Annotated in this window: 23 protein-coding genes and 1 pseudogene; 2 read left to right on the forward strand and 22 right to left on the reverse strand. The window is 55.0% G+C overall.

Going from position 1 to position 20,209, the window contains the following annotated elements:
* Nucleotides 1-361: 361 nt before the first annotated feature.
* The 9 genes and pseudogenes from QSV34_RS12275 to QSV34_RS12315 all read right to left on the reverse strand — a co-directional run bounded on the left by QSV34_RS12275 (nucleotide 362) and on the right by QSV34_RS12315 (nucleotide 10,032).
* A complete protein-coding gene (locus tag QSV34_RS12275; RefSeq protein ID WP_289155117.1) occupies nucleotides 362-982 on the reverse strand; it encodes an alpha-ketoglutarate-dependent dioxygenase AlkB family protein in 621 nt (206 codons plus the stop codon).
* 53 nt (nucleotides 983-1,035) lie between these two features.
* Complete coding sequence (murB, locus tag QSV34_RS12280; RefSeq protein WP_289155118.1) at nucleotides 1,036-2,082, reverse strand: UDP-N-acetylmuramate dehydrogenase; 1,047 nt, start codon at nucleotides 2,080-2,082, stop codon at nucleotides 1,036-1,038.
* 67 nt (nucleotides 2,083-2,149) lie between these two features.
* Complete coding sequence (locus QSV34_RS12285) at nucleotides 2,150-2,659, reverse strand: low molecular weight protein-tyrosine-phosphatase (RefSeq protein ID WP_289155119.1); 510 nt, start codon at nucleotides 2,657-2,659, stop codon at nucleotides 2,150-2,152.
* On the reverse strand, nucleotides 2,656-3,429 hold the full coding sequence (kdsB, locus tag QSV34_RS12290; protein ID WP_289155121.1) for a 3-deoxy-manno-octulosonate cytidylyltransferase: 774 nt from the start codon (nucleotides 3,427-3,429) through the stop codon (nucleotides 2,656-2,658). The genes QSV34_RS12285 and kdsB overlap by 4 nt, the downstream gene beginning before the upstream one ends.
* 85 nt (nucleotides 3,430-3,514) lie before the next feature.
* Nucleotides 3,515-4,555, reverse strand: coding sequence for a tetraacyldisaccharide 4'-kinase (lpxK, locus tag QSV34_RS12295; RefSeq protein WP_289155122.1), 1,041 nt, complete (start codon nucleotides 4,553-4,555; stop codon nucleotides 3,515-3,517).
* The gene (msbA, locus tag QSV34_RS12300; RefSeq protein WP_289155124.1) at nucleotides 4,545-6,431 is read right to left on the reverse strand and encodes a lipid A export permease/ATP-binding protein MsbA; all 1,887 of its coding nucleotides are present in this window, start codon (nucleotides 6,429-6,431) and stop codon (nucleotides 4,545-4,547) included. The genes lpxK and msbA overlap by 11 nt, the downstream gene beginning before the upstream one ends.
* A 16-nt stretch (nucleotides 6,432-6,447) precedes the next feature.
* Nucleotides 6,448-6,876 (reverse strand): ExbD/TolR family protein, encoded by a 429-nt coding sequence (locus tag QSV34_RS12305; RefSeq protein ID WP_289155126.1) that lies wholly within the window; start codon nucleotides 6,874-6,876, stop codon nucleotides 6,448-6,450.
* Nucleotides 6,877-7,049: 173 nt separating this feature from the next.
* Nucleotides 7,050-7,652, reverse strand: a pseudogene (locus QSV34_RS12310) (MotA/TolQ/ExbB proton channel family protein); the annotation flags it as partial.
* 73 nt (nucleotides 7,653-7,725) lie between these two features.
* Nucleotides 7,726-10,032 (reverse strand): DNA internalization-related competence protein ComEC/Rec2, encoded by a 2,307-nt coding sequence (locus tag QSV34_RS12315; protein WP_289155128.1) that lies wholly within the window; start codon nucleotides 10,030-10,032, stop codon nucleotides 7,726-7,728.
* A gap of 176 nt (nucleotides 10,033-10,208) precedes the next feature.
* Between QSV34_RS12315 and QSV34_RS12320 the strand changes: the two genes are divergently transcribed.
* Complete coding sequence (locus QSV34_RS12320) at nucleotides 10,209-11,342, forward strand: patatin-like phospholipase family protein (protein ID WP_289155130.1); 1,134 nt, start codon at nucleotides 10,209-10,211, stop codon at nucleotides 11,340-11,342.
* Nucleotides 11,343-11,367: 25 nt separating this feature from the next.
* On the opposite strand, the gene QSV34_RS12325 is transcribed toward QSV34_RS12320, so the two are convergent.
* From QSV34_RS12325 to QSV34_RS12370, 10 genes are all read right to left on the reverse strand, one after another.
* The gene (locus QSV34_RS12325) at nucleotides 11,368-11,676 is read right to left on the reverse strand and encodes a hypothetical protein (protein ID WP_289155132.1); all 309 of its coding nucleotides are present in this window, start codon (nucleotides 11,674-11,676) and stop codon (nucleotides 11,368-11,370) included.
* 89 nt (nucleotides 11,677-11,765) lie between these two features.
* Nucleotides 11,766-12,284, reverse strand: a complete 519-nt coding sequence (locus tag QSV34_RS12330; protein WP_289155133.1) for a GNAT family N-acetyltransferase — start codon at nucleotides 12,282-12,284, stop codon at nucleotides 11,766-11,768.
* The gene (locus tag QSV34_RS12335; protein WP_289155135.1) at nucleotides 12,271-12,639 is read right to left on the reverse strand and encodes a DUF2288 domain-containing protein; all 369 of its coding nucleotides are present in this window, start codon (nucleotides 12,637-12,639) and stop codon (nucleotides 12,271-12,273) included. Before QSV34_RS12335 ends, QSV34_RS12330 begins: the two co-directional genes overlap by 14 nt.
* The gene (locus QSV34_RS12340; protein ID WP_289155137.1) at nucleotides 12,629-12,919 is read right to left on the reverse strand and encodes a GIY-YIG nuclease family protein; all 291 of its coding nucleotides are present in this window, start codon (nucleotides 12,917-12,919) and stop codon (nucleotides 12,629-12,631) included. Before QSV34_RS12340 ends, QSV34_RS12335 begins: the two co-directional genes overlap by 11 nt.
* Before the next feature lie 177 nt (nucleotides 12,920-13,096).
* Nucleotides 13,097-13,333 carry an acyl carrier protein gene (acpP, locus tag QSV34_RS12345; RefSeq protein ID WP_289155138.1) on the reverse strand — a complete coding sequence of 79 codons (237 nt, stop codon included), beginning with the start codon at nucleotides 13,331-13,333 and terminating at the stop codon, nucleotides 13,097-13,099.
* Between the two features lie 175 nt (nucleotides 13,334-13,508).
* Entirely contained in the window at nucleotides 13,509-14,255 is a 747-nt protein-coding gene (gene fabG / locus QSV34_RS12350) for a 3-oxoacyl-ACP reductase FabG (RefSeq protein WP_289155139.1), read from the reverse strand.
* Between the two features lie 11 nt (nucleotides 14,256-14,266).
* Nucleotides 14,267-15,202: an ACP S-malonyltransferase gene (gene fabD, locus QSV34_RS12355; RefSeq protein ID WP_289155141.1), complete on the reverse strand. Its 936-nt coding sequence runs from the start codon at nucleotides 15,200-15,202 to the stop codon at nucleotides 14,267-14,269.
* A gap of 65 nt (nucleotides 15,203-15,267) precedes the next feature.
* The gene (gene plsX, locus QSV34_RS12360; protein ID WP_289155142.1) at nucleotides 15,268-16,305 is read right to left on the reverse strand and encodes a phosphate acyltransferase PlsX; all 1,038 of its coding nucleotides are present in this window, start codon (nucleotides 16,303-16,305) and stop codon (nucleotides 15,268-15,270) included.
* A 48-nt stretch (nucleotides 16,306-16,353) separates the two neighbouring features.
* Nucleotides 16,354-16,536: a 50S ribosomal protein L32 gene (rpmF, locus tag QSV34_RS12365; RefSeq protein ID WP_289155144.1), complete on the reverse strand. Its 183-nt coding sequence runs from the start codon at nucleotides 16,534-16,536 to the stop codon at nucleotides 16,354-16,356.
* Between the two features lie 67 nt (nucleotides 16,537-16,603).
* A complete protein-coding gene (locus QSV34_RS12370) occupies nucleotides 16,604-16,987 on the reverse strand; it encodes a YceD family protein (protein WP_289155146.1) in 384 nt (127 codons plus the stop codon).
* 234 nt (nucleotides 16,988-17,221) lie between these two features.
* Here QSV34_RS12370 and QSV34_RS12375 point away from each other — a divergent pair, with 234 nt between their 5' ends.
* Nucleotides 17,222-17,800 (forward strand): Maf family protein, encoded by a 579-nt coding sequence (locus QSV34_RS12375; protein WP_289155148.1) that lies wholly within the window; start codon nucleotides 17,222-17,224, stop codon nucleotides 17,798-17,800.
* Between the two features lie 61 nt (nucleotides 17,801-17,861).
* Here the strand turns inward: QSV34_RS12375 and QSV34_RS12380 are convergent, their stop codons facing one another.
* The 3 genes from QSV34_RS12380 to QSV34_RS12390 form a co-directional block, all read right to left on the reverse strand.
* Entirely contained in the window at nucleotides 17,862-18,560 is a 699-nt protein-coding gene (locus QSV34_RS12380; protein WP_289155150.1) for an HAD-IA family hydrolase, read from the reverse strand.
* Complete coding sequence (gene rluC / locus QSV34_RS12385) at nucleotides 18,560-19,519, reverse strand: 23S rRNA pseudouridine(955/2504/2580) synthase RluC (protein WP_289155152.1); 960 nt, start codon at nucleotides 19,517-19,519, stop codon at nucleotides 18,560-18,562. The genes QSV34_RS12380 and rluC overlap by 1 nt, the downstream gene beginning before the upstream one ends.
* Nucleotides 19,520-19,809: 290 nt before the next feature.
* Nucleotides 19,810-20,148: a hypothetical protein gene (locus QSV34_RS12390; RefSeq protein WP_289155153.1), complete on the reverse strand. Its 339-nt coding sequence runs from the start codon at nucleotides 20,146-20,148 to the stop codon at nucleotides 19,810-19,812.
* Nucleotides 20,149-20,209: the final 61 nt, after the last annotated feature.

Consider the following 20,209-nt stretch of genomic DNA (forward strand, 5'->3'; position numbering starts at 1 on the left):
TGGGTAATTGCGCAATTTCAATAAAAGTTTGCCTTCAATTTCTACTTTAATGCTCCCCCAAAAATCGCCATCAATTACTTCACTAATTTTATAATGTATTGAACCGACTTCGTTTTCCATGCCTAACAGCTCGTTTAACGGGCCTTCGGCCCGATAACAATTATTATCGGGATTCCAGCTTAATATATTATCGGGCCATCTGGTAAAAACATAACCCGTTGATTTTCAATTTAAAATATCCAATCCAGAATTTCGAGCATTTATTATCGGGCCATAATTTAGTCGCTTATACGCTTGAAAATTTCCCGAAAAATATACCTCAAAATACTGCCAACCCTCCCCAAAACTGGCAATAACCCCGCTAGCCCTGCAAAACCTCTCGAAAGGTAATATTCACTCTCTGCCTCACTGCACCTCTTTCTTTGGGCACCTGGTGCTGCCACAGTATCTGGGTAGCGCCCGCCATTACCAGCAACGCTCCCGACGATAGTTGCAGTTCAAAGCGTTCTTTGCCCTGCTTTTGTTTTAACTGAAAGCGCCTTTCGGCCCCCAGACTTACCGAGGCAATTACCGGCTCTAAACCCAGTTCAGGTTCATCATCACTGTGCCAGGCAACGCTGTCGTTGCCGTCGCGATACAGGTTAAGCAAGGCGCTATTGAAGTGGTGATTGGCAGCCGCCTCTACACGCTGGCGTAACTGCATCAGTTCCGGAGTCCAGTTATTTAGAGGTAAACGAGTACCGGAGTAACCGTAATTGGCACCGGAGTCGCCGTACCAGGCGTTGAGTCGGGGGATGGGCAGCGTGCGGCCGGCAATGCGGATACGGCTTTGCTGCCAAGGAGTGTTTTCCAGCAGTTGTGCGAATAGTTGGTCGGATTCAGTGGCAGTCAGGAAGTAGGGAAAGTAGTGTAGTGTGCATTGTTCGTTGGTGCCGGGCAGTGCAATGGTTTGCGCCGAGGAAGAAAAGAGGTCACTGGTCATATGGAAAGCTACTGCACTATTGGTTTTGGTGGATTACGTTTCGCTAATCCACCCTACAGATACTCGCGATGACGGAGGGCTTCAGGTAAAACCCGCGGCTCCATTTCCAGTTCAACACCAAAGGTTTCCTTTACGGACTCTACTACCTGCCCTGCTACGGCCAACAGTTCTTCGCCGGTTGCCGTTCCGCAGTTCACCATCACCAGCGCCTGGCGGTGGTGGATGGCAATATCGCCAATGCGGCGCCCTTTCCAACCGGCTTTTTCAATCAGCCAGCCGGCGGCCAGTTTGCTGTTGCCATCAGGCAACGGGTAAGCCACCAGTTCGGGATATTGCTGTTGCAGTTGTTGGGCTTTTTCTGTGCTTACGACTGGGTTTTTAAAAAAGCTGCCGGCATTGGGTTCGCTGGCTGGGTCGGGCAGTTTGCTGCGGCGAATCTGACACACCAGTTCGCTGACTTTTTGTGGTGTTAATTGATCTTCTGGAATGTCTTCAACGGCTTGCTGCAGAGCCGGGTAGCTCAGTTTCAGGTTGGAGGTTTTCAGCAGTTCCAGTGTGACAGACACAATGGCGGCACGGTTTTTAAGGGCGTTTTTAAAGATGCTGTCGCGGTAACCAAACTGACATTGTTGACGGTTCAGGCTTTTCTGTTCGCCGCTTTGCAAATCGACAATGTCTACCGACACTAGGTGCTCTGCCAACTCCACCCCGTAGGCGCCGATATTTTGCACCGGCGCTGCGCCCACCATGCCGGGAATCAGGGAGAGGTTTTCCAGCCCATACCAGCCATTTTGCAGGCTGAGCTGCACAAATTGGTGCCAGTCTTCTCCTGCCCCGACTTTTACCTGTACGCTGCTCTCTGTTTCCCCAACGGTTTCCACTCCGGGGATGGCTATCTGAATAACCAGGCCGGAAATATCCGCCGCCAACACCAGGTTGCTGCCGCCCCCCAGAATGGTGACCAGCCAACCCTGTTGTTTTGCAACGACCAAGGCCTGACAGAGTTGCTCGGTGGAATGCACAGACACAAATTGCTCTGCCAACGCTGGCAGCGCCAGGGTGTTGTATGGCTTCAGGTTTATATTGGATTGAATGTGCATATTGATAATTGTGAGATCCTCACGTGGCTGCGCCGCTCAGGATGACAGTATTTAAGTTCAGTGTGGCTCAGGATGACACTGAAGAATCGGGCAGCGAATAGCGTTTGCAAATATCTGCCAACAAGCCCGCCGCGGCTTGCTCTACCAAATCAAGCACCAACTCAAAACCGTCGTCGCCACTGTAGTAAGGGTCGGGCACTTCACGGTAGTCGCTGCTTTCCCCATAGCTGAGGAACAACTTGAATTCACCATCGTAATTGGCCGGCTTAAAGGGCAGCATGTTGGTCATATTGCTGTCGTCCATGCCGATGATGTAATGGAATTCGGCAAAATCCTCGCCGGTGACCAGGCGCGCGCGCAATGGGCTGAGGTCGTAGCCTCTGGTCAGCGCTTTGCGTTGGGCGCGGGCATCAGGCGGGTGGCCAATATGCCAATCGCCCGTGCCGGCAGAATCCACCAGAATCTGATCACTGAGGTCCGCGTCATCAACCATTTTCTGGAACACCGCGTGAGCAGTTGGTGAACGGCAGATATTGCCAAGGCAGACAAAGAGAACCTTCACTTTTGGGGCGCTCATTGCTGACGCTCCAACTCATCAATCACCCGTTGCAGGTCTTCAGGGGTATCTACCCCACCGGGCACGGCAGCACAGGCCTCCGCTACATGAATACCGACGCCCTGCCACATAAAACGCAGCTGCTCCAGGCATTCGATAGTTTCTAAAGGCGCCGCAGGCCAGGTAACAAAGCGGTTGAGCTGTTCTACCCGATAACCGTAAATGCCGATATGGCGCATTGGCTTGAGTTGCTCTGGCAACGCATCCCTCAGGCCGCCCTGCTCTATAGCGTGGTCGCGGGGCCAGGGAATGGGGGCGCGGCTGAAGTAGAGCGCCATGCCCGTATGATTGCCAACCACTTTGACGATGTTAGGGTTGGCAAAATCCGCCGTAGTTTCGATGGGTTCACACAGGGTGGATACCCCCGCCTCGCTATTACCTGCCAGATTAGCCGCCACTTGGTTGATCACCGACGGCGGGATCAGGGGCTCATCCCCCTGCACATTCACCACGATCTGCTCTGGCGCCAACTGCAATTTGCCCGCCACTTCCTGTAGGCGATCGGTGCCGGAGGGATGATCCGCTGAAGTCATGCACACTTCACCGCCAAACCCGGTGACCACATCGGCAATGCGCTGGTCGTCTGTGGCTACGATCACGCGCTCGGCATCACTGGCCTGGGCCTGGCGGTAAACACGCTCGATCATGGTGTGGCCAGCAATATCGCGCAGCGGCTTGCCCGGCAAGCGTGTGGAAGAATAGCGGGCTGGAATTACAACTAAAAAACTCATTTATCAGACACTTATAAAGTATTTTTAAAGTAAATAATAACAGTTAATGTAGCCCGGGTAGAGTGAAGCGGAACCCGAGAACTGCCTATTTGTGAACAGTTTGATCCCGGGTTTCGCTTTGCTTCACCCGGGCTACGACTTGTTCCAGCCACAGGCCTGGCATTTCAGCAGTCACATCCAGCACCCATACATCGGCATCGCCGGAAACCAGTGAGCGGCACTTCACCGCGTCCTTGGCTGTCATGATAATCGGCCTTTGCGGGGATAACTGCAAATCTTCCGCCCGGTATTTGTGGTGATCCGCAAAGGCGTGCAGGTGGGGCACAAAGCCTAGGCCTTTCAAGGTATTCACAAACCGCTGGGGGTTTCCAATACCGGCCACCGCATTCACTTCGCGACGGGTAAAGGGCCAATCCCTTGCCGCGATTGGCGGCTTGTCGCCCAGGTGACGCAATTGCCCCACCGGCGCCACTTTCATGGTAACGGCATCAACAACGCCCAATTGCCGGGCAACCGCTGGCTGCAATTCGCCATTGGATACCACAAAGTCCACCTCTGCCAGCCGTTCAGCCGGTTCACGCAGAGGCCCGGCGGGCAGCAGGCGTCCATTGCCAAAACCCCGGGCGCCGTCTATTACCGCGATTTCTATATCTCTGGGCAGGTGGTAGTGCTGCAGGCCGTCGTCGCTGACAATCAGGTTGCAATCGCTGTGGGTGAGCAGGTATTCCGCGGCACGGTGGCGATCCGGGTCCACCACTACCTGGCACTGGCATTGGCTGGCAATCAGTACCGGTTCATCACCACCTTGGGCTGGATCGGTTTGCTCAGATACCAGGTAAGGGTAGCTCGGTGCACGGCCACCGTAGCCACGGCTGATTACGCCGGGCCGATAACCCGCCTCTCGCAAGGCAGTCACCAGGGAAATTAACAGGGGGGTTTTGCCGGTACCACCAACGCTGATATTGCCCACCACAATGACAGGAACTGGCAATGGCCGTTGCCTGGCCTGGTGTTGATGTGAGCGGCGACGCTGACGGGCAACTGCGCCAAACAATGCCGCCAGTGGTGTCAGCAGCTTGCTGAGCCAGTCATCCTTATACCAACTCTGTTCTAGCTTAGTCGCCATTAGGCTCGTCAAAACCGCTCTGGTGGAGCTGGGCGTAGCGCCCCTTGGCGGCCAACAGTTGCTCGTGGGTGCCCTGCTCCACAATACGGCCCACCTCCATCACCAGAATACGGTCAGCACTTTCGATGGTAGTCAGGCGATGAGCAATCACAAAGGTGGTGCGGTTTTTCATCAGCTCTTCAAGAGCCTGTTGGATACGGCGTTCCGATTGAGTATCCAGAGCGGAGGTGGCCTCGTCCAGGATAAGGATAGGCGAGTCTTTCAGCAGCGCCCTGGCAATTACCAGGCGCTGGCGTTGACCACCAGACAGCAAGCCACCGCCATCACCGACCACGGTATCCCAACCATCGGGGAGCCTTTCAATAAATTCCAGAGCGTTGGCGGCCTCGGCAGCAGCGATGACTTTCTCACGAGGCATCTCCGCCAGCTGACCGTAAGCGATATTGTTGTACACCGTGTCGTTAAACAACGTGACCTGCTGATTGACGAAGGAGATATGGCTGCGCAGGTTAGTGAGGCAAATGTCGTTGATGTCGATGCCATCCAGTTTCAGGCAGCCACCAGTGTAGTTGTAAAAACGCGGAATCAGGTTGACCAGGGTGCTCTTACCACTGCCGGAGCTGCCCACCAGAGCGATGGTTTCACCAGCGGCCACATCAAAGCTGATGTCGCTGAGTACCCGCCCATCCCGCTCGTTATAGGCGAAGCTGACGCCATCAAAACTGAACTGGCCGGAAATGTTGTCCAGCTGGCGACTGCCGGTATCTCGTTCTTCTTCAGCATCAATGGTTTCAAAAATCGACTGCCCAGCCGCCAGACCGCGCTGTACCGGCTCCATCACACCGGTGAGTTTGCGCACCGGGCGAGTAATGGAGCCAGCGGCAAACAGGAACACCACCAGCACTTTTACATTCAGGTCGGCGATAAAACCGGGCTCCAGCGCCCAGTAAATCAACGCGCCCAAAGCGATGCTAATCAACAGCTGAATAACCGGGGAGCTAAGACCCTGCACCAAGCCCATTTTCACCACCTGACGGCGGTTCATCTGGCTGGCTTCAAACATCCGGCCACGCTCGTAGCGCTCGCCGCCGAACAGGCGCATTACCCGGTAGCTGTTTACCAATTCCTGAGATACCTGGGTCACATCCCCCATGGCACCCTGTATGCGATGGCTGATCAGGCGGAAGCTCTTGCTCACCACCGACACCACCAGCGCAATCACCGGCACCACCGCAAGGAACAATAGCGTCAGTTGCCAGCTGTAGGTGATCATCAGCACCAGATAGAAAAGCACCAGGGAGCTTTCGGTCACAATGGTTTTTATGGCGTTTGTCAGCGAGTCGCTCACCTGGGTGACCTGGTAGGTGAGCTTGGTGATCATGTGGCCAGACATCTGGGTGTCAAAATAGGACGCTGGCAGGCGAGTCATTTTGTTGAACAACTCGGTGCGCAAATTGTGCACCAGCATGGACGCCACATAAGCCATGCCATAGGTGCCCGCCAAAAAACCCAGACCGCGAATCAACGCCGCCACCACAAACATGGCGGGAATGGTGAACTGGGCGTTGGCCATCAGGCTGGCGTAGCTGTCTTCCCCCCAGAAGCGGACAATAGCCTGTTCGATCACACCGGGCTTGTCGGTGGCCAGCATGGCCGCTTCGCCAGTGAGCTCCACCTCACCCCCCAACTGGGAGAGGTAATCCAGCAGAATTTTGAGCAAATCCAGAAAGGCCGCATTCATGGCCGAGAACAGCATCAACGCCAGGCTGCTGAGCACAAAGATCGGCCAGTAAGGTTTTACATAGCCCAACAGGCGAGCGTAAAGCTGGCGATCGGAAGCGCTGGTGGTTGTGTTGTCGATATCGGTATCGGCCATCAATAATCCGTCTTTTTTATTCCACAGCCGCGCTGTCCGGGCGGCGTGTTGTGATGCTCAAATTGGCAAAACCGGCACGGCCGGCGGCATCCATGGCAGTGACACCAGCCTGAAAGCTGGCGTTGGCATCACAGGTCACCACCAGGGGAATGGTATTGTCGCCACCGGAGGCCTCTTGCAGGGCGGCAATAATGGTATCCGGCTGGCGGTTCACCAAACTCTTGCCATTGACGCTGTAGTTGCCTTCCCCATCCACCAGAATCTCTATCAGGCGCGGGGGCTCAGAACTGGCCACCCCTTCTGCTTCCGGCAAGTCTACCTTTAATCTGGTCTCCTTGGTAAAAGTGGTGGAGACCATAAAAAAGATCAGCAGCAAAAATACCACGTCGATCAGCGGCGTTAAATTAACGCCCTGTTCGCGGCTGCGTTGACGCTTGAATTTCACGATTTTTTCGCCGCACTGCGTGTGCTGGAGCGATTCTCAGAGCGAGAACCGCCATTGCTATTATTGCGGCGCGGGCGCTGTTGTTGTGATGTTTGTTGTGGCGATTTTTGTGGCGTCGGGTTTACCTTCTGAGTCTGGGATTGATCAGCGGAGGATTGATCCGGGGTAAACAGGCGGTCGCCGTGCAGTGCCCCCACCAGCTTGATTGCCTGGTCTTCCATATCCACTACCAGGCCATCCAGCTGACGTTCAAAATAACGGTGCAACATCAGCGCTGGAATCGCCACCGCCAAGCCGGCTGCGGTGGTAATCAGGGCTTCGGAAATGCCACCTGCCAGTACCGCGGCATTGCCAGTGCCTTCCAGCATAATGGCGGTAAACACCTTGATCATGCCGATCACCGTACCCAACAACCCCAGCAGTGGCGCCACTGCGGCAATGGTGCCCAGAGGGGCCAGAAAGCGTTCCAGGTCGTGTACCACCTGGTTGGCCGCCTCCTCAATGCAATCTTTCATCACATCGCGGCCGTGCTCGGAATTGCTCAGGCCGGCGGCAAGAATTTTCCCCAGCGGCGATGAGTCCCGCAGCTCCTGCAACTTCTGGCGGGTAATCTCATGGTGACGCAACCAGTGCCACACTTCCGCCAGCAAATTACTGGGTACCACCCGCTCCCTACGCAAGTTCCAGTAGCGCTCCACCGCAATGGTGACCACCGCCACCGAACACAGCAGTATCGGCGCCATCAACCAGCCGCCAGCAACGATCAGTTCGTACACGAATTTCCCCCAGTGCGTCCTTTTACGAAAGGCGACACTTTACCATAATCGCCCTGCATTTTTGGCAACCACATCACTGCCAGAAAAAGCCGCTACCGGTGCGTTCTGTAGACACCTGCCAACTCCCATTTTCAAGGGTCAAAGTTACCGCTCCATCCGTAGCGGTATACCACTGTCTGGCACCCACCGCGCCGTAACGCTCCACCACCTTGGGATGCGGGTGGCCAAAGTGGTGTTTATAGCCGGCAGAGTAAATCACATGCCGGGGTTGTAGTTGTTCTACAAAAGCAGAGCTGGACGATGTGCGGCTGCCATGATGAGGGGCCACCACAATATCCACTGGTGGCAACTGTGCCAGCAGACTGCGCTCCTGACTTGCCTCGATATCACCGGGCAGCAATACACGGCGGTCACCCAGGGTTATCAGTAATACACAGGAACTGTTGTTACTGGAAAGTTTTACTTCTGGCTGCCGTTTCGGGCTTAAAATCTGGAACTCCACACCCTCCCAATGCCACTGGTCTCCGGCCTGACATAGCTTGTTGCCAGTTTCATCGGGCAGCGATTCACCAAGCCAAATATCACCAACGTCCAGCGACTCTTTCAGCCCGTTAACACCACCAGCGTGATCGTTATCCCCGTGGCTCACCACTAAACGATCAACACGATGGATGCCTTTGGCACGCAGAAAAGGCGCCACCACAGCACTACCAACATTAAAACGCTCACTAAACGCTGCACCGGTGTCGTAAACCAGGGTGTGCCTTTGCGTGGTCACCACCACCGACAAGCCCTGCCCCACGTCCAACACAGTAACACTCAGTGGTGGCCGCGTTGGTGCGGCAAAAAACACCAATATAAAGGGCACTAACCCCAGCCATCGTGCTGGCACCCCGCGGGGCAATAACAACAGCAGTGCCGCCACCATTAGCGGCAATATCAGCCAAATAGATATCCCTATTGGTAGCGTCAGCATCAGTTCGGCAGAGCCATCAAGCCACTGCAATCCCTGGTAGAACCATTGCAGTTGCCAGCCCGCCAACTGCCAGCACCAGTGAGCCAAATCTACAGACACAAAGGAGGCAACCACACCCAGCAGGCAAATGGGCACCACAGCAATATTTAGCCAGGGAATGGCGACTCCGTTAATCAACACCGACAACAGTGGTAGTTGGCCATAGGCGGCCAGCAACAAGGCAGCCAGCGCCACAAACACCGTCCATTGAGGGCGCCACCAGCGGTGCAACCAACCCTGAAGCCCTGCGGGCCGCCCCACCAATGGGGCAAAAACCCAGAGCAAGCCAAACACCGCGACAAATGACAACCAGAAACCGGTGCTGTGTGCCGCCAATGGGTCTACCAGTGCTACCGCCGCGAGGGCCGACTGTAAATGGCTGAATGGGGAAGCGTTATTGCGCAACCAGCGCACCAACAGCACCGCCACTACCATGGCAAAGGCACGAGTGGCAGGTAGACCAAAGCCGGATAATGCCGCATAAAACCCCGCCCCTAACAGTGCGCAAACCGATGCCCACAGCTGCGCTGGAACAACTGGAAAAAGCAGGTTAAACGGACGTGCCAGCAAGTTACCCAGGCCGTAGCAAAGAAAACTGAACAGACCGATATGCAGGCCGGAAATGACCATCAGGTGAGTCGTGCCGGTACGATTGAACAACGCCCATTGATCGCTGCCCAGCGCTGAACCATCCCCCACGGCCAAAGCCTGCAACAGCCCCCGCTGCAATTCGGGTAACTGCATATCGCCAATCAGGCGATGGAGGTTTTCACGCAACTCATGCAGCCAGAGATGCCGATATCCCAGCAGTTTATTGGCACCTGTACTTTCAGCAGATGTCTGGCGCACATAACCAGTGGCAGAAATACCCTGTTGCAACAACCAGTGGCGATAATCAAAACCACCGGGATTGGAAAAACCGCGGGGGCGGCGCAGTTTTACCCGCAGCTGCCAATACTGCCCGGTTTGTATGGTCGGGCGTTCGCCGTACCAGCTCAGTTGCAGTTTATTCAGGGGTAACTGCCTGCCATCCACTACCGCAATGCAGCTATCCACCTGCAAGCGAAAACGGGTGCGCCGATGATCGCTTTGGGGCAAACCCAGCACCACACCTCGCACCTGAAACTCCTGTAATTCAAACTCTTCAGGCAGTTGTTGATGGAGCAACTGGTGGCCGCTGTAGACTCCCCAGACAACTCCTAGAAAAAGGCCAAGAAAGCGATAATCGCGGTAACGGGTAATTGCTGAAATGGAAATAATCGCAGCAGGGATAGCGATCCAAAGCGGTGGCAGTTGCGGTAAAAAACTGACACCAAAAACACCGATGGAAAACAGCAGCAAGCAGTGGGTTACCGGGTGGCTCATGGAACATCCTTGTTTCTTTTTCACTTGCCGTCGTTAAATGCGGGGCACTTAACAGTCGCGGCAAAGTCGAATTCCTATATTGCTATTGGGGTTTTACCTCACCCCCTTTGTAGATCACAATAGAAGCCGAGGGCCATAAAAACAACCGGCATAATTACTTTATAAGGAGTGCCAATATGCCTACAGCCCTGATTCTTTCCGGCGGCGGTGCCCGCGGCGCTTACCAGGTTGGCGTGCTGAAGGCGCTGGCGGAATTATTGCCCCGCGACACCTACAACCCCTTCCCCGTTATTTGCGGCACCTCCACCGGCGGCATTAATGCGCTCGCTCTGGCTGGCCGCCCCGGTCACTTTCGCCTGCGTATGCGCAAGCTGGAATACATCTGGCGCAGCATATCCCCGGACAAGGTCTACCGCGCCGACGCCCTGGGTGTACTGAAAAACACCATTAAGGTGATGGTGTCGTTTTTCCACAGCGGCTACCCGTTCGGGTGCCCGGTGGCGCTGTTTGACAACTCACCGCTGAAAGAGCTGCTGGAAAAAACCGTGCGCTTTCGCCATATCGACGAAGCCATTGCCAGCGGCGAATTGCACGCCCTTTGTATTACCTGCATGAGCTACACCACCGGCCAGTCGGTGGCTTTTTTCCAGGGTTCCGATCGCCACAAGCCCTGGGAACGTTCGCGGCGAATAGGCGTGCGTACCGGTCTGACGGTAGAACACCTAATGGCCTCATCCGCCATCCCCGCTTTATTTCCGGCCAAACAGATTGGCGATCACTACTACGGCGACGGCGCCATCCGCCAACTAAAACCCCTCAGCTCTGCGCTACAGCTGGGGGCACGCAAACTATTTGTGGTAGGTGTCAGTGATAATCCCCGCCACAAACCGGATATGACCAAGCCGGATCATCCACCCTCTATCGCTCAGATAGTCAGTCATATGTTTAACAGCGCCTTTATCGACGCCATGGAAGCGGATCTGGAAACCCTGCACAGCATTAACCGGCTGGTTAAGGAATTCGATATTGAGGAACGCCGGGAGCTGGGCATCAGCGATATGCAACCCATTGAAGCGCTGTCCGTGAGCCCATCACAGCCCATTGACGTGATGGCCACCGAATACCTCGACAACCTGCCCACCAGTCTGAAACTATTTATGCGCGCCATCGGCGCCACCGCCCAGGGCGGCGGTGCCAGTACTGCGAGTTTTTTATTGTTTGAAAAAGAATTTTGTACCCGACTGCTGAATATGGGTTATCGAGATGCGATGGAACAGGAGAAGGAAATTCGGGAGTTTTTTGAGTGCTAGGAGAAAATAAATTCATCTCCTTTTACTATTGATCTTCAGGATAACCCAAACCTTTTTGAGCCTGTCTTCTTACACTATCTAAGGATCTGACTAAGCTCATCATTGCGGCATATCCGAATAACTTTAAGTGTGGATAAGGCTCGATGTTTTCTAGTTTGGCATCGGGAACAATCAATATAAACGCATAAATTGCTGCAAGTGTAGCTATAAAACCAACTGGCAATTTTTCAAGTAAATCTCTAAATTTCCAGTAATCTTTACATTCCCATAGATAAATTGTTTCAACAAAAACTGTAACGCCTAAAAAAACTCCCACCACCCAAAATACTGTCATATTGCCCCCAATCCTTTAACAAGGCTGACCTCAAACTACTTTTCAAACTCTTTGCTTTTCTCTTGGGCCAGTACCAATAGCATAATTACTTATTGGCTTTGAATCACATACCTGACCACATCAAACCCCTCATAATCCATACGCCCGTCATAGCTCAAACCGCTTTTTTCCAACACGCGGGTTGAGGCAATATTTTCTTCCAACGCCAGGCCGATAATTTTCTCCAGGCCCAGTTCATTCAGACCGTATTGCACACAGGCGCGGGAGGCTTCGGTGCCCAAACCCTGCCCCCAGAATTCCTTGAAAAAGCGATAACCCACATCAACCTCTTCCAGGTCATCCAGGTATTTCAGGCCACACCAGCCAATCACATCGTTGGAGCCTTTCATCACACAAGCCCAGCGACCATATCCGTATTTCTGGTAATCCCGCATGGGGCGTTCGCGCAGCACCTGCAGGGATTGCTCCAGGCTGGTCATGCAATCTTCACCGGTATAGCGCATGACTTCCGGATCGCTGTTCAAGCGGTAAAACCATTCTTGATCCGCTTCATCCATACGACACACATAGAGTCTTTCGGTTTCCAGTACCGGGTTATTCAAATCCATCATTGCTCTCCTGAAATTGCTCTCCTGAATCCGTTTCCTGAACCAACACCCAGGGTTTGACAACACAGGTCCACAGGGCTGTGTTACCCGCGTACCAATCCTGCGCCTGTTTATCACTTACCTCAGCCACTTGCCCTGCTGCCATCCACTGTTTTACCTGAGCACTGTTGTCGAGAGATATCTGCAGGGCCACTTCGGTCATATCCAGCTCCGCCGCCACTGCAACTACTGAGCCAGAGGCAAAAAAGCGCTGCAGGTCGTGCCAGTGGACGCGGGCGGTTTCCAGGTTGAGTTTGGCTTTGAGCACTTCCGGGTCGCGCTCTGCCCGCAGTTGCGCCTCAATATCATCCTTCATCACATACCTCTTGCAGAAGGTCGGTGCAGGGAAATGCCCCCGCTACCAATTGTTCTTTTTGTATTTTTTTCAGGCGTTTAACCGCCGCTTCCAGCTTCAAGGCCTGCGAGTGACTGCCCACAAGCTGCTGATACACCAATTGCAGCGGCCCTTTGCCCCGCAGCGCCCTGGCGCCTTTACCGCTGCTGTGCTCCTGAAAGCGACGCGCCACGTCGGTACTGATGCCGGTGTACAGGGCGCCGTTGGCGGTGCGGATTAGGTATAGGTGCCAGTTGGTCATATTTAGCTTCATCCGTCATCGCGGAGGAGCATAGCGACTGTGGCGATCTCCATCAGGCTGCTGCCAAGCGGGATGAGATTGCCGCGTCGCTACGCTCCTCGCAATGACGGGACGCAGAAACAAAAAAGCCGCCTTTGCGAGCAAAGGCGGCTTTCGTTTGATCAGTTCCGGTCTGTATCAGTCCAGGTTCTCGCTGATGTAGCTGATGGCCTGTTGTACAGTGGTGATCTTTTCCGCTTCCTCATCGGGGATTTCGGTGTCGAACTCTTCTTCCAGAGCCATAATCAGCTCTACGGTGTCCAGAGAGTCAGCACCCAGATCTTCCACAAAGGAAGACTCAGGCTTCACTTCTTCTTCTTTAACACCCAGTTGCTCGGCAACCATTTTGATTACGCGTTCTTCAATGCTGCTCATGAGTAATATCACCCCTAATTGGTAAGCATTTAAACTAATTTAACCTGGCCATTTTCCATGGCCTTGGTATTTGGAAAACTGTTGTCTGGCGACAATGGCTGCGCATTGTACCTCAAAATTGCCAATGCGTAACCCATTTTTAATGGAGCCATAATGGAGCTATTTTGACGCCCCATTAGCCCATGTACATACCACCATTGACGTGGATGGTCTCGCCGGTGATGTAGGCGGCGGCATCGCTGGCCAGGAAGGACACCACCTGAGCGATTTCCTGGGGCTGCCCCAGGCGCGCCAGGGGCACCATGGACAGCAGCGAGGACTTGGCGTCGTCGCCCAGTTCGTCGGTCATGTCCGTCTGGATAAAGCCCGGCGCCACCGAGTTCACGGTGATATTGCGAGAACCCAGCTCTTTAGCCAGCGCCCGCGCCATACCGGCTGCACCGGCTTTGGTGGCGGCGTAGTTGCTCTGGCCCACATTGCCCATAGAGCCAATCACCGAGGTGATGTTGATAATACGCCCCCAGCGGGCCTTGGTCATACCGCGCACGCTGGCTTTACTGAGGCGATAGATGGAGCTGAGATTGGTGTCGATCACATCGAACCACTCGTCATCCTTCATACGCATCAGAATGTTGTCTTTGGTGATACCGGCGTTGTTCACCAGAATGGTGGGCGCGCCGTGCTGCTCGTTGATGGCTTTCAGCAGACCATCAACGGATTCCTGATCGGTGACATTGAGCACCATCCCCTGCCCGCCTTTGTCCGCCAGGCGTTCGCCAATGCGCTGGGCACCGCCTTCGCTGGTGGCGGTGCCAATAACCGTAGCGCCTTTGCTGGCCAGTTCATCGGCGATGGCAGCGCCAATGCCACGGCTGGCGCCAGTTACCAGAGCTACCTTACCTTGCAAAATTTGCTCACTCATAATCGTCTCTCTCAGGCTTCCGCCAGTGCGTTTTCCAGGCTGGCCACATCTTCTGTAGCCAGCGCCTTGATGGTGCGATCGATGCGCTTACACAGCCCACTGAGTACTTTGCCGGGGCCGCACTCTACAACGGTTTCAATACCGGCGTCTTTCAGTGCCTTGGTGCAATCCACCCACAAAACCGGCTTGTAGATTTGCTCAATCATCAGTGCCTTGATGGCGGCGGGGTCAGATTCGGTCTGGGCGTTCACATTGTGAACCACAGGCACAGCAGGCGCTTCAAAGCGGGTAGCCTCAATCTGGGCCGCCAGCTTGTCAGCGGCCGGGCGCATCAGTGGCGTATGGAAAGGGGCGCTCACCGGTAACGGCAATGCGCGCTTGGCACCAGCCTCTTTACAGGCTTCCATGGCCCGCTCTACAGCGCCAGCGTGACCGGCAATCACCACCTGGCCGGGAGAATTGAAGTTCACCGGCACAGCCACCTCGCCATTACTGACCAGTCTGCAGGCAGACACAATCACTTCATCATCGAGGCCAATAATGGCCGCCATGGCACCCACACCCTGCGGCACCGCCTCTTGCATATAAGCACCGCGACGGCGAACCAGGTCAACCGCATCAGCAAAAGCCACTACCCCGGAGCACACCAGAGCAGACCACTCACCCAGGCTGTGGCCCGCCATCAGAGATGGTTGCGCGCCGCCCCTCTCTTGCCATACACGCCACATGGCGACACTGGCAGTGAGCAGCAGTGGCTGGGTGCATTCGGTAAGGTTGATTTGCTCCTGCTCACCATTCTGGACACGATCCCACAGGTCGTAACCCAGCACCTGGGAGGCTTCCTCAAAGGTGGCTTGCACCACCGGGAATTGCTCGGCGATATCCGCCAACATGCCAATTTTCTGGGAACCCTGCCCAGGAAAAACAAACGCGAGCTGGTTATTCATAACTTGTTCTCTTTATGGATGGTTCTCTTTATAGGTGGTTCGGTGTTGCCGTTGTTGCTTCGTCGTTAGTCTGTTGCCGGATTGCCATCATCTTCACTGGCACTGGCAAACGCCTGTTCGATCTGCCGGGATAACCCAGCCTGGGCCTCTTCAAACGCTACCTGCAGCGCTTGGGCAAAAGCCAGCTGGCAGGCGGAGCCATGGCTTTTCACCACAATGCCGCGCAAACCGAGAAAGCTGGCGCCGTTGTATTGTGCCGGATCAATGGAGTTACGGAAGTGTAGCAATACCGGCTTCGCTAAGGCACCCACCAAACGGGTATACCAGGTGCGCTTGAAAGCGGCCCGCAGGCGTTCAGCAATCATACGCGCCACACCCTCACCGGCCTTCAGGGCCACATTGCCGTTAAAGCCATCGCACACCACAATATCTGTGGTGCCTTTGTAAACGTCATCCCCTTCCACAAACCCCTGGTAATTGATGGCGCCATCTTCTGCCAGCAGCTCCGCAGCATCGCGCACACACTGGGCGCCCTTTTGATCTTCAGAGCCCACGTTGAGCAAGCCCACCTGAGGGCTATCGATACTATCCAGAGTGCGCACCAGGCAACTGGCCATGGCGGCGAACTGATGCAATTGCTGGGGAGTACAATCCAGATTGGCACCGGCATCCAGCAGATAGGTACGGCGTTTGAGAGCGGGCAACGCGGCGCAAATGGCCGGCCGTTCAATGCCGGGGTAAAGGCGCAGTTGTATCAGCCCCATGGCCATCAAAGCGCCGGTATTGCCCGCGCTGATGCAGGCATCGGCGTCGCCCTGCTCCACCGCGCTGATTGCCCGCCACATGGAGGAGTCGCGCTTCTGGCGCAGTGCCTGGGAAGGCTTTTCGTCGTTGTCTACTTGTTGTTCGCAGTGCACTACAGAGAGGCGCTCGCAAGGCGAGGAAAGTTTTTTCAGGCAGGCATGAATCTGCGCCTCATCGCCAAAGAGACTGATTCGAACACTGGGGTTGCGGCTGAGAAAATCAGCAGCGGCAGGAACCGTGACGCGGGGACCGTAGTCCCCGCCCATGGCGTCAATCGCAAGACGGACAGAGCTCGTCAAGAAAAATACTCTTGGTCAGAGGATGACCAGGAGTCCAAGGTGGCTCAATTAGTCGTCGCGACCGGTTTCAACCACTTTCTGACCGCGGTAGAAACCGTCAGCAGTCACGTGGTGGCGACGGTGCTTCTCGCCGCTTACCGCGTCAGTGGACAGAGTAGATTCGCCCAGCGCGTCGTGAGAGCGACGCATACCGCGGCGAGAGCGGGTTTTACGGTTTTGTTGTACAGCCATGATGTTCTCCTGATGACTATCTATATCTGTAAAGTGAATCAAGGGCGGCAGTATCGCTGCCCTGGACTCAGGATTTCTTTTTCAACTGCTCCAATACCTGGAACGGGTTGGGCTTTTCTTCGGCTTCCACTTCTCCGGTAGAAAAGTGGCTGGCCCCTGAACACTCGCCCACCGGGTGATAATTCACGTAGGGCAATGCCAGCAATAATTCGTCTTCCACCATGTCGCTGAGGGAGGCGCTTTCGTCCGCCACCACCCAGGGCTCCAAATCCCTGTTCAGATGCGGCGCATCCTCCTCGCTCCATACCAGGCCAAGGGCAACCTCTGCCTGCAAGTGCTGTTCCATGGGTTGCATGCAGCGCTGGCAATTCACGGTAACATTAGCGCTTACCTGCCCGCTGACAACCCGCTGATTCTGCTCGTCAGTGGCAAAATCCAGCGTAACCTCCACGGGCTCTGGCAGAGCCGCAACTGCATTGGCTAACCTGGGCAGTTGCGAGGCGCAAAAACACCCCGTCAGACGCACACCCTGGCCAGTCAATTTTCGTGCATCAACTGTGGCCGGGAGAGCTCTGTTCGGGGGGGTAGTTGACATAGGCGCGCAATAATAGTGATCTGCCTACCATAAGTCAAAGCCTATCTTGACCGTTTTGGCGGTTAAAATGATCCGAAAAATGAGCCCAAAATGACCGAAATCGCACTCGCCTCATCATCCCCCTATCGCCGCCAATTGCTTGAACGCCTTGGCCTGCCATTTCAATGCCAATCTCCGCAGGTGGATGAAACACCTCTGGCCGGGGAATCCCCCACCGCTCTGGCGGTGCGGCTCTCCCAAAGCAAGGCCCGCGCATTGGCAGAACCCTTTCCCGATCACCACATTATTGGCTCCGATCAGGTGGCAGAATGCAATGGCACGATTCTGCACAAACCCGGCGATTTTGATGCTGCCCGCCAGCAACTACAGCAACAATCTGGAAATACCGTGAGCTTTCACACCGGCCTGTGCCTGTACAACAGCGCCAGCGGAGAATCACAAACGGATGTAGTGACCACCACGGTGCATTTTCGGGTGCTGAGTAACGAGGAGATCGAGCGCTATCTGCACCGTGAACAACCCTACGACTGCGCCGGCAGTTTTAAGGTAGAGCAGCTGGGTGTGTCGCTATTTGAGAAGGTGGAGAGTTCCGATCCCACAGCGCTGGTGGGTTTACCGCTGATTCGGTTGTGTGAGATGTTGCGGCAAAGTGGGGTGCGAGTTTTATAGGGGTATCGTCATCGCGAAGGAGCGAAGCGACTGCGGCGATCTCCAGCCAGGCACTCCGAAATCAGGAGATTGCCGCGTCGCCTGCGGCTCCTCGCAATGACGAACAGGATTCGTGCCCCCTGATCGCCTCCTCAACCTGCGAGAAACAATCCACCACCGCAAAAGGCTTATGCTTCTGCAAACGCTCAACACTGTGCGCCCCATAGCTAACACCCAGCCCCGGCACTTGGGCGTTTACCGCCATTTCCAGGTCGTATTCCGTATCCCCCACCATAATTGCCTGTGAGGGCTGCACATCAAATTCCTGCAGCAATTCATTGATCATCTGCGGGTGAGGTTTGGAGCGGGTTTCATCGGCGCAACGGCTGCCGTGGAAGAAACTATCCAGGCCCTTTTCCGCCAACACACGGTTTAAACCGCGACGACTTTTGCCGGTAGCCACAGTGAGAATGTGCCCCTGCTCGCGCAACCGCTCCAGAGACTCCATCACATGGGGGTAAAACGGCGATGGCACCTTGTCATTGCTGAGAAAATGTCGGGAATAGTCTTCCTTGATGCGCTCGATCAAACCATCATCTTCTATATGCGGGTAGAGAATGGCAATGGCTTCGCGCAAGCCCAGGCCAACAATGTTACGCACTTCCTCGACCGTGGGCGGTTGCAGCTGGCAGTCCTCGGCGGCCCGCTGCATACAAAAGGCGATACGCGACAAGGAATCACTCAGGGTGCCATCCCAATCAAAGATCAAAAGTTTGGTCATTATTTCAATTGCTCTAATGGTGTCGCCAGCTCCGGGGGCAGCTCGGCCTCCACAGCACAAACCTGTTCGCTGTCCGGCAGGCGAAATTTCAATGAGCTGGCGTGCAGGAACATACGCTCCAGCCCCGCTTGCTTCATATATAAGTTAAATTCTTCATCGCCATACTTGCTGTCCCCGGCCAACGGGTGGCCAGCAAACTGGCTGTGAACACGAATCTGGTGAGTGCGCCCGGTTTCCAACCTGGCCTTTACCAGAGTGGCCCGTTGAAAGCGCTGCAACACCGAAAACTGAGTGGCGGAAGCCTTGCCGTCCGCCGAGACTTTGACAATGCGCTCGCCGGATTTGAGTTCGTTCTTGCGCAGCGGCACATCGATACGGCGGCGATCTGCGGGCCAACGGCCTTTTACCAGAGCCGTGTATTCCTTGGTCACTCGATGGTTGCGCATCTCATCTTGTAACCAGCGCAGCGCGCTGCGTTTCTTGGCCAGCATAATGCAGCCGGAAGTATCCCGATCCAGGCGATGCACCAGCTCCAGAAAATGTTGCTGCGGGTGCATGGCCCGCAGTGACTCAATCAGCCCCAGATTAATACCACTGCCACCGTGAACCGCCAGCCCGGCGGGTTTGTTGATCACCAGCACCCGGTCGTCTTCATACACCACGGACTGCTGCAGCAGTTTTTGCAAACCCACCCCTGGGCCGGCGATGGCAGGTCTCTCGGAAACCCGAACCGGGGGAATGCGCACCACGTCGCCACAGCTGAGGCGGGTTTCCGGCTTCACCCGGCCCTTGTTGACTCGCACCTCTCCCTTGCGCAACAGGCGATAGATGCGGGATTTCGGCACCCCCTTGAGACGGGACAATAAAAAGTTGTCCACGCGCTGGCCGTCCTGGTCTTCCGTTACTTCAACCAGGCGTACGCTGCTATTCGCTTTTTTCGGGGGATCGTTATCAGTCACTAGCGTAGAGGGCTTCGCAAAAGGCGCGCATTCTAGCAGGTATGCGCGACAGGCCGCATCTTTAACGAAGCACCTGTAGGTCGGCCTTCAGGCCGACAACATACCAGGCTAATACGCTTTACTTGACGGGCTAAAGCCCGACTTACAGGGTTCTTTCTTCTTTATATTGAAGGGGTTAGCAATTGCTGTTATAGTCCCGTGCCGCATGGATCACCGGTTGCCAATAGCGCACCAAAACCATGCGTGCAGTGTAAACACAAGAGATAAGGCCCGTTACAAACGGTAAAGCCTTATAAACGAATTTTTACGCCCCTGCCCCCATCACAACCGATCGGCAGGCGCAAAAACAAACCGCACAACAGGTGCGGCGCTTTATAGAAAGCAGAAAGAAACGTAGAGAGCAAAACAAGCAGATTACTTTGCCACTGGCCAAAAGCCCTGGCATAACCGATGGCGAGTGCGCCAACCAGCCTGCAAAACCGGCCCTGAATGACCACTGCGGCGACAGAAAAGATGGCTCCAGAAGCCCAATGCGCGCGACCTGCAAAAAGACATCGGACAGCAACAGAGAACAGAAGCGAAAGTCGACTGAATACCCAGATGACAACAACGTTAAGAAATACAGACAAACTGCATCATTAATGCACGCGAACCTCGGTCGGCCTTGCCCGACGGAGCGCCCTGTAATTT

It is taken from the genome of Porticoccus sp. W117, assembly GCF_030341905.1.
Taxonomy (GTDB): Bacteria; Pseudomonadota; Gammaproteobacteria; order Pseudomonadales; family Porticoccaceae; genus SCSIO-12696.

Excerpts from the sequence above, each read along its gene's own strand:
- QSV34_RS12320 (WP_289155130.1), top strand. The coding sequence starts at position 10,209 with ATGCCTACAGCCCTGATTCTTTCCGGCGGCGGTGCCCGCGGCGCTTAC.
- QSV34_RS12380 (WP_289155150.1), bottom strand. The coding sequence starts at position 18,560 with ATGACCAAACTTTTGATCTTTGATTGGGATGGCACCCTGAGTGATTCC.
- msbA (WP_289155124.1), bottom strand. The coding sequence starts at position 6,431 with ATGGCCGATACCGATATCGACAACACAACCACCAGCGCTTCCGATCGC.
- lpxK (WP_289155122.1), bottom strand. The coding sequence starts at position 4,555 with ATGGCGACTAAGCTAGAACAGAGTTGGTATAAGGATGACTGGCTCAGC.
- QSV34_RS12335 (WP_289155135.1), bottom strand. The coding sequence starts at position 12,639 with ATGAAGGATGATATTGAGGCGCAACTGCGGGCAGAGCGCGACCCGGAA.
- kdsB (WP_289155121.1), bottom strand. The coding sequence starts at position 3,429 with ATGAGTTTTTTAGTTGTAATTCCAGCCCGCTATTCTTCCACACGCTTG.
- murB (WP_289155118.1), bottom strand. The coding sequence starts at position 2,082 with ATGCACATTCAATCCAATATAAACCTGAAGCCATACAACACCCTGGCG.
- QSV34_RS12375 (WP_289155148.1), top strand. The coding sequence starts at position 17,222 with ATGACCGAAATCGCACTCGCCTCATCATCCCCCTATCGCCGCCAATTG.
- QSV34_RS12275 (WP_289155117.1), bottom strand. The coding sequence starts at position 982 with ATGACCAGTGACCTCTTTTCTTCCTCGGCGCAAACCATTGCACTGCCC.
- rpmF (WP_289155144.1), bottom strand. The coding sequence starts at position 16,536 with ATGGCTGTACAACAAAACCGTAAAACCCGCTCTCGCCGCGGTATGCGT.
- fabD (WP_289155141.1), bottom strand. The coding sequence starts at position 15,202 with ATGAATAACCAGCTCGCGTTTGTTTTTCCTGGGCAGGGTTCCCAGAAA.
- QSV34_RS12285 (WP_289155119.1), bottom strand. The coding sequence starts at position 2,659 with ATGAGCGCCCCAAAAGTGAAGGTTCTCTTTGTCTGCCTTGGCAATATC.
- QSV34_RS12330 (WP_289155133.1), bottom strand. The coding sequence starts at position 12,284 with ATGGATTTGAATAACCCGGTACTGGAAACCGAAAGACTCTATGTGTGT.
- QSV34_RS12325 (WP_289155132.1), bottom strand. The coding sequence starts at position 11,676 with ATGACAGTATTTTGGGTGGTGGGAGTTTTTTTAGGCGTTACAGTTTTT.
- fabG (WP_289155139.1), bottom strand. The coding sequence starts at position 14,255 with ATGAGTGAGCAAATTTTGCAAGGTAAGGTAGCTCTGGTAACTGGCGCC.
- QSV34_RS12315 (WP_289155128.1), bottom strand. The coding sequence starts at position 10,032 with ATGAGCCACCCGGTAACCCACTGCTTGCTGCTGTTTTCCATCGGTGTT.
- QSV34_RS12340 (WP_289155137.1), bottom strand. The coding sequence starts at position 12,919 with ATGACCAACTGGCACCTATACCTAATCCGCACCGCCAACGGCGCCCTG.
- acpP (WP_289155138.1), bottom strand. The coding sequence starts at position 13,333 with ATGAGCAGCATTGAAGAACGCGTAATCAAAATGGTTGCCGAGCAACTG.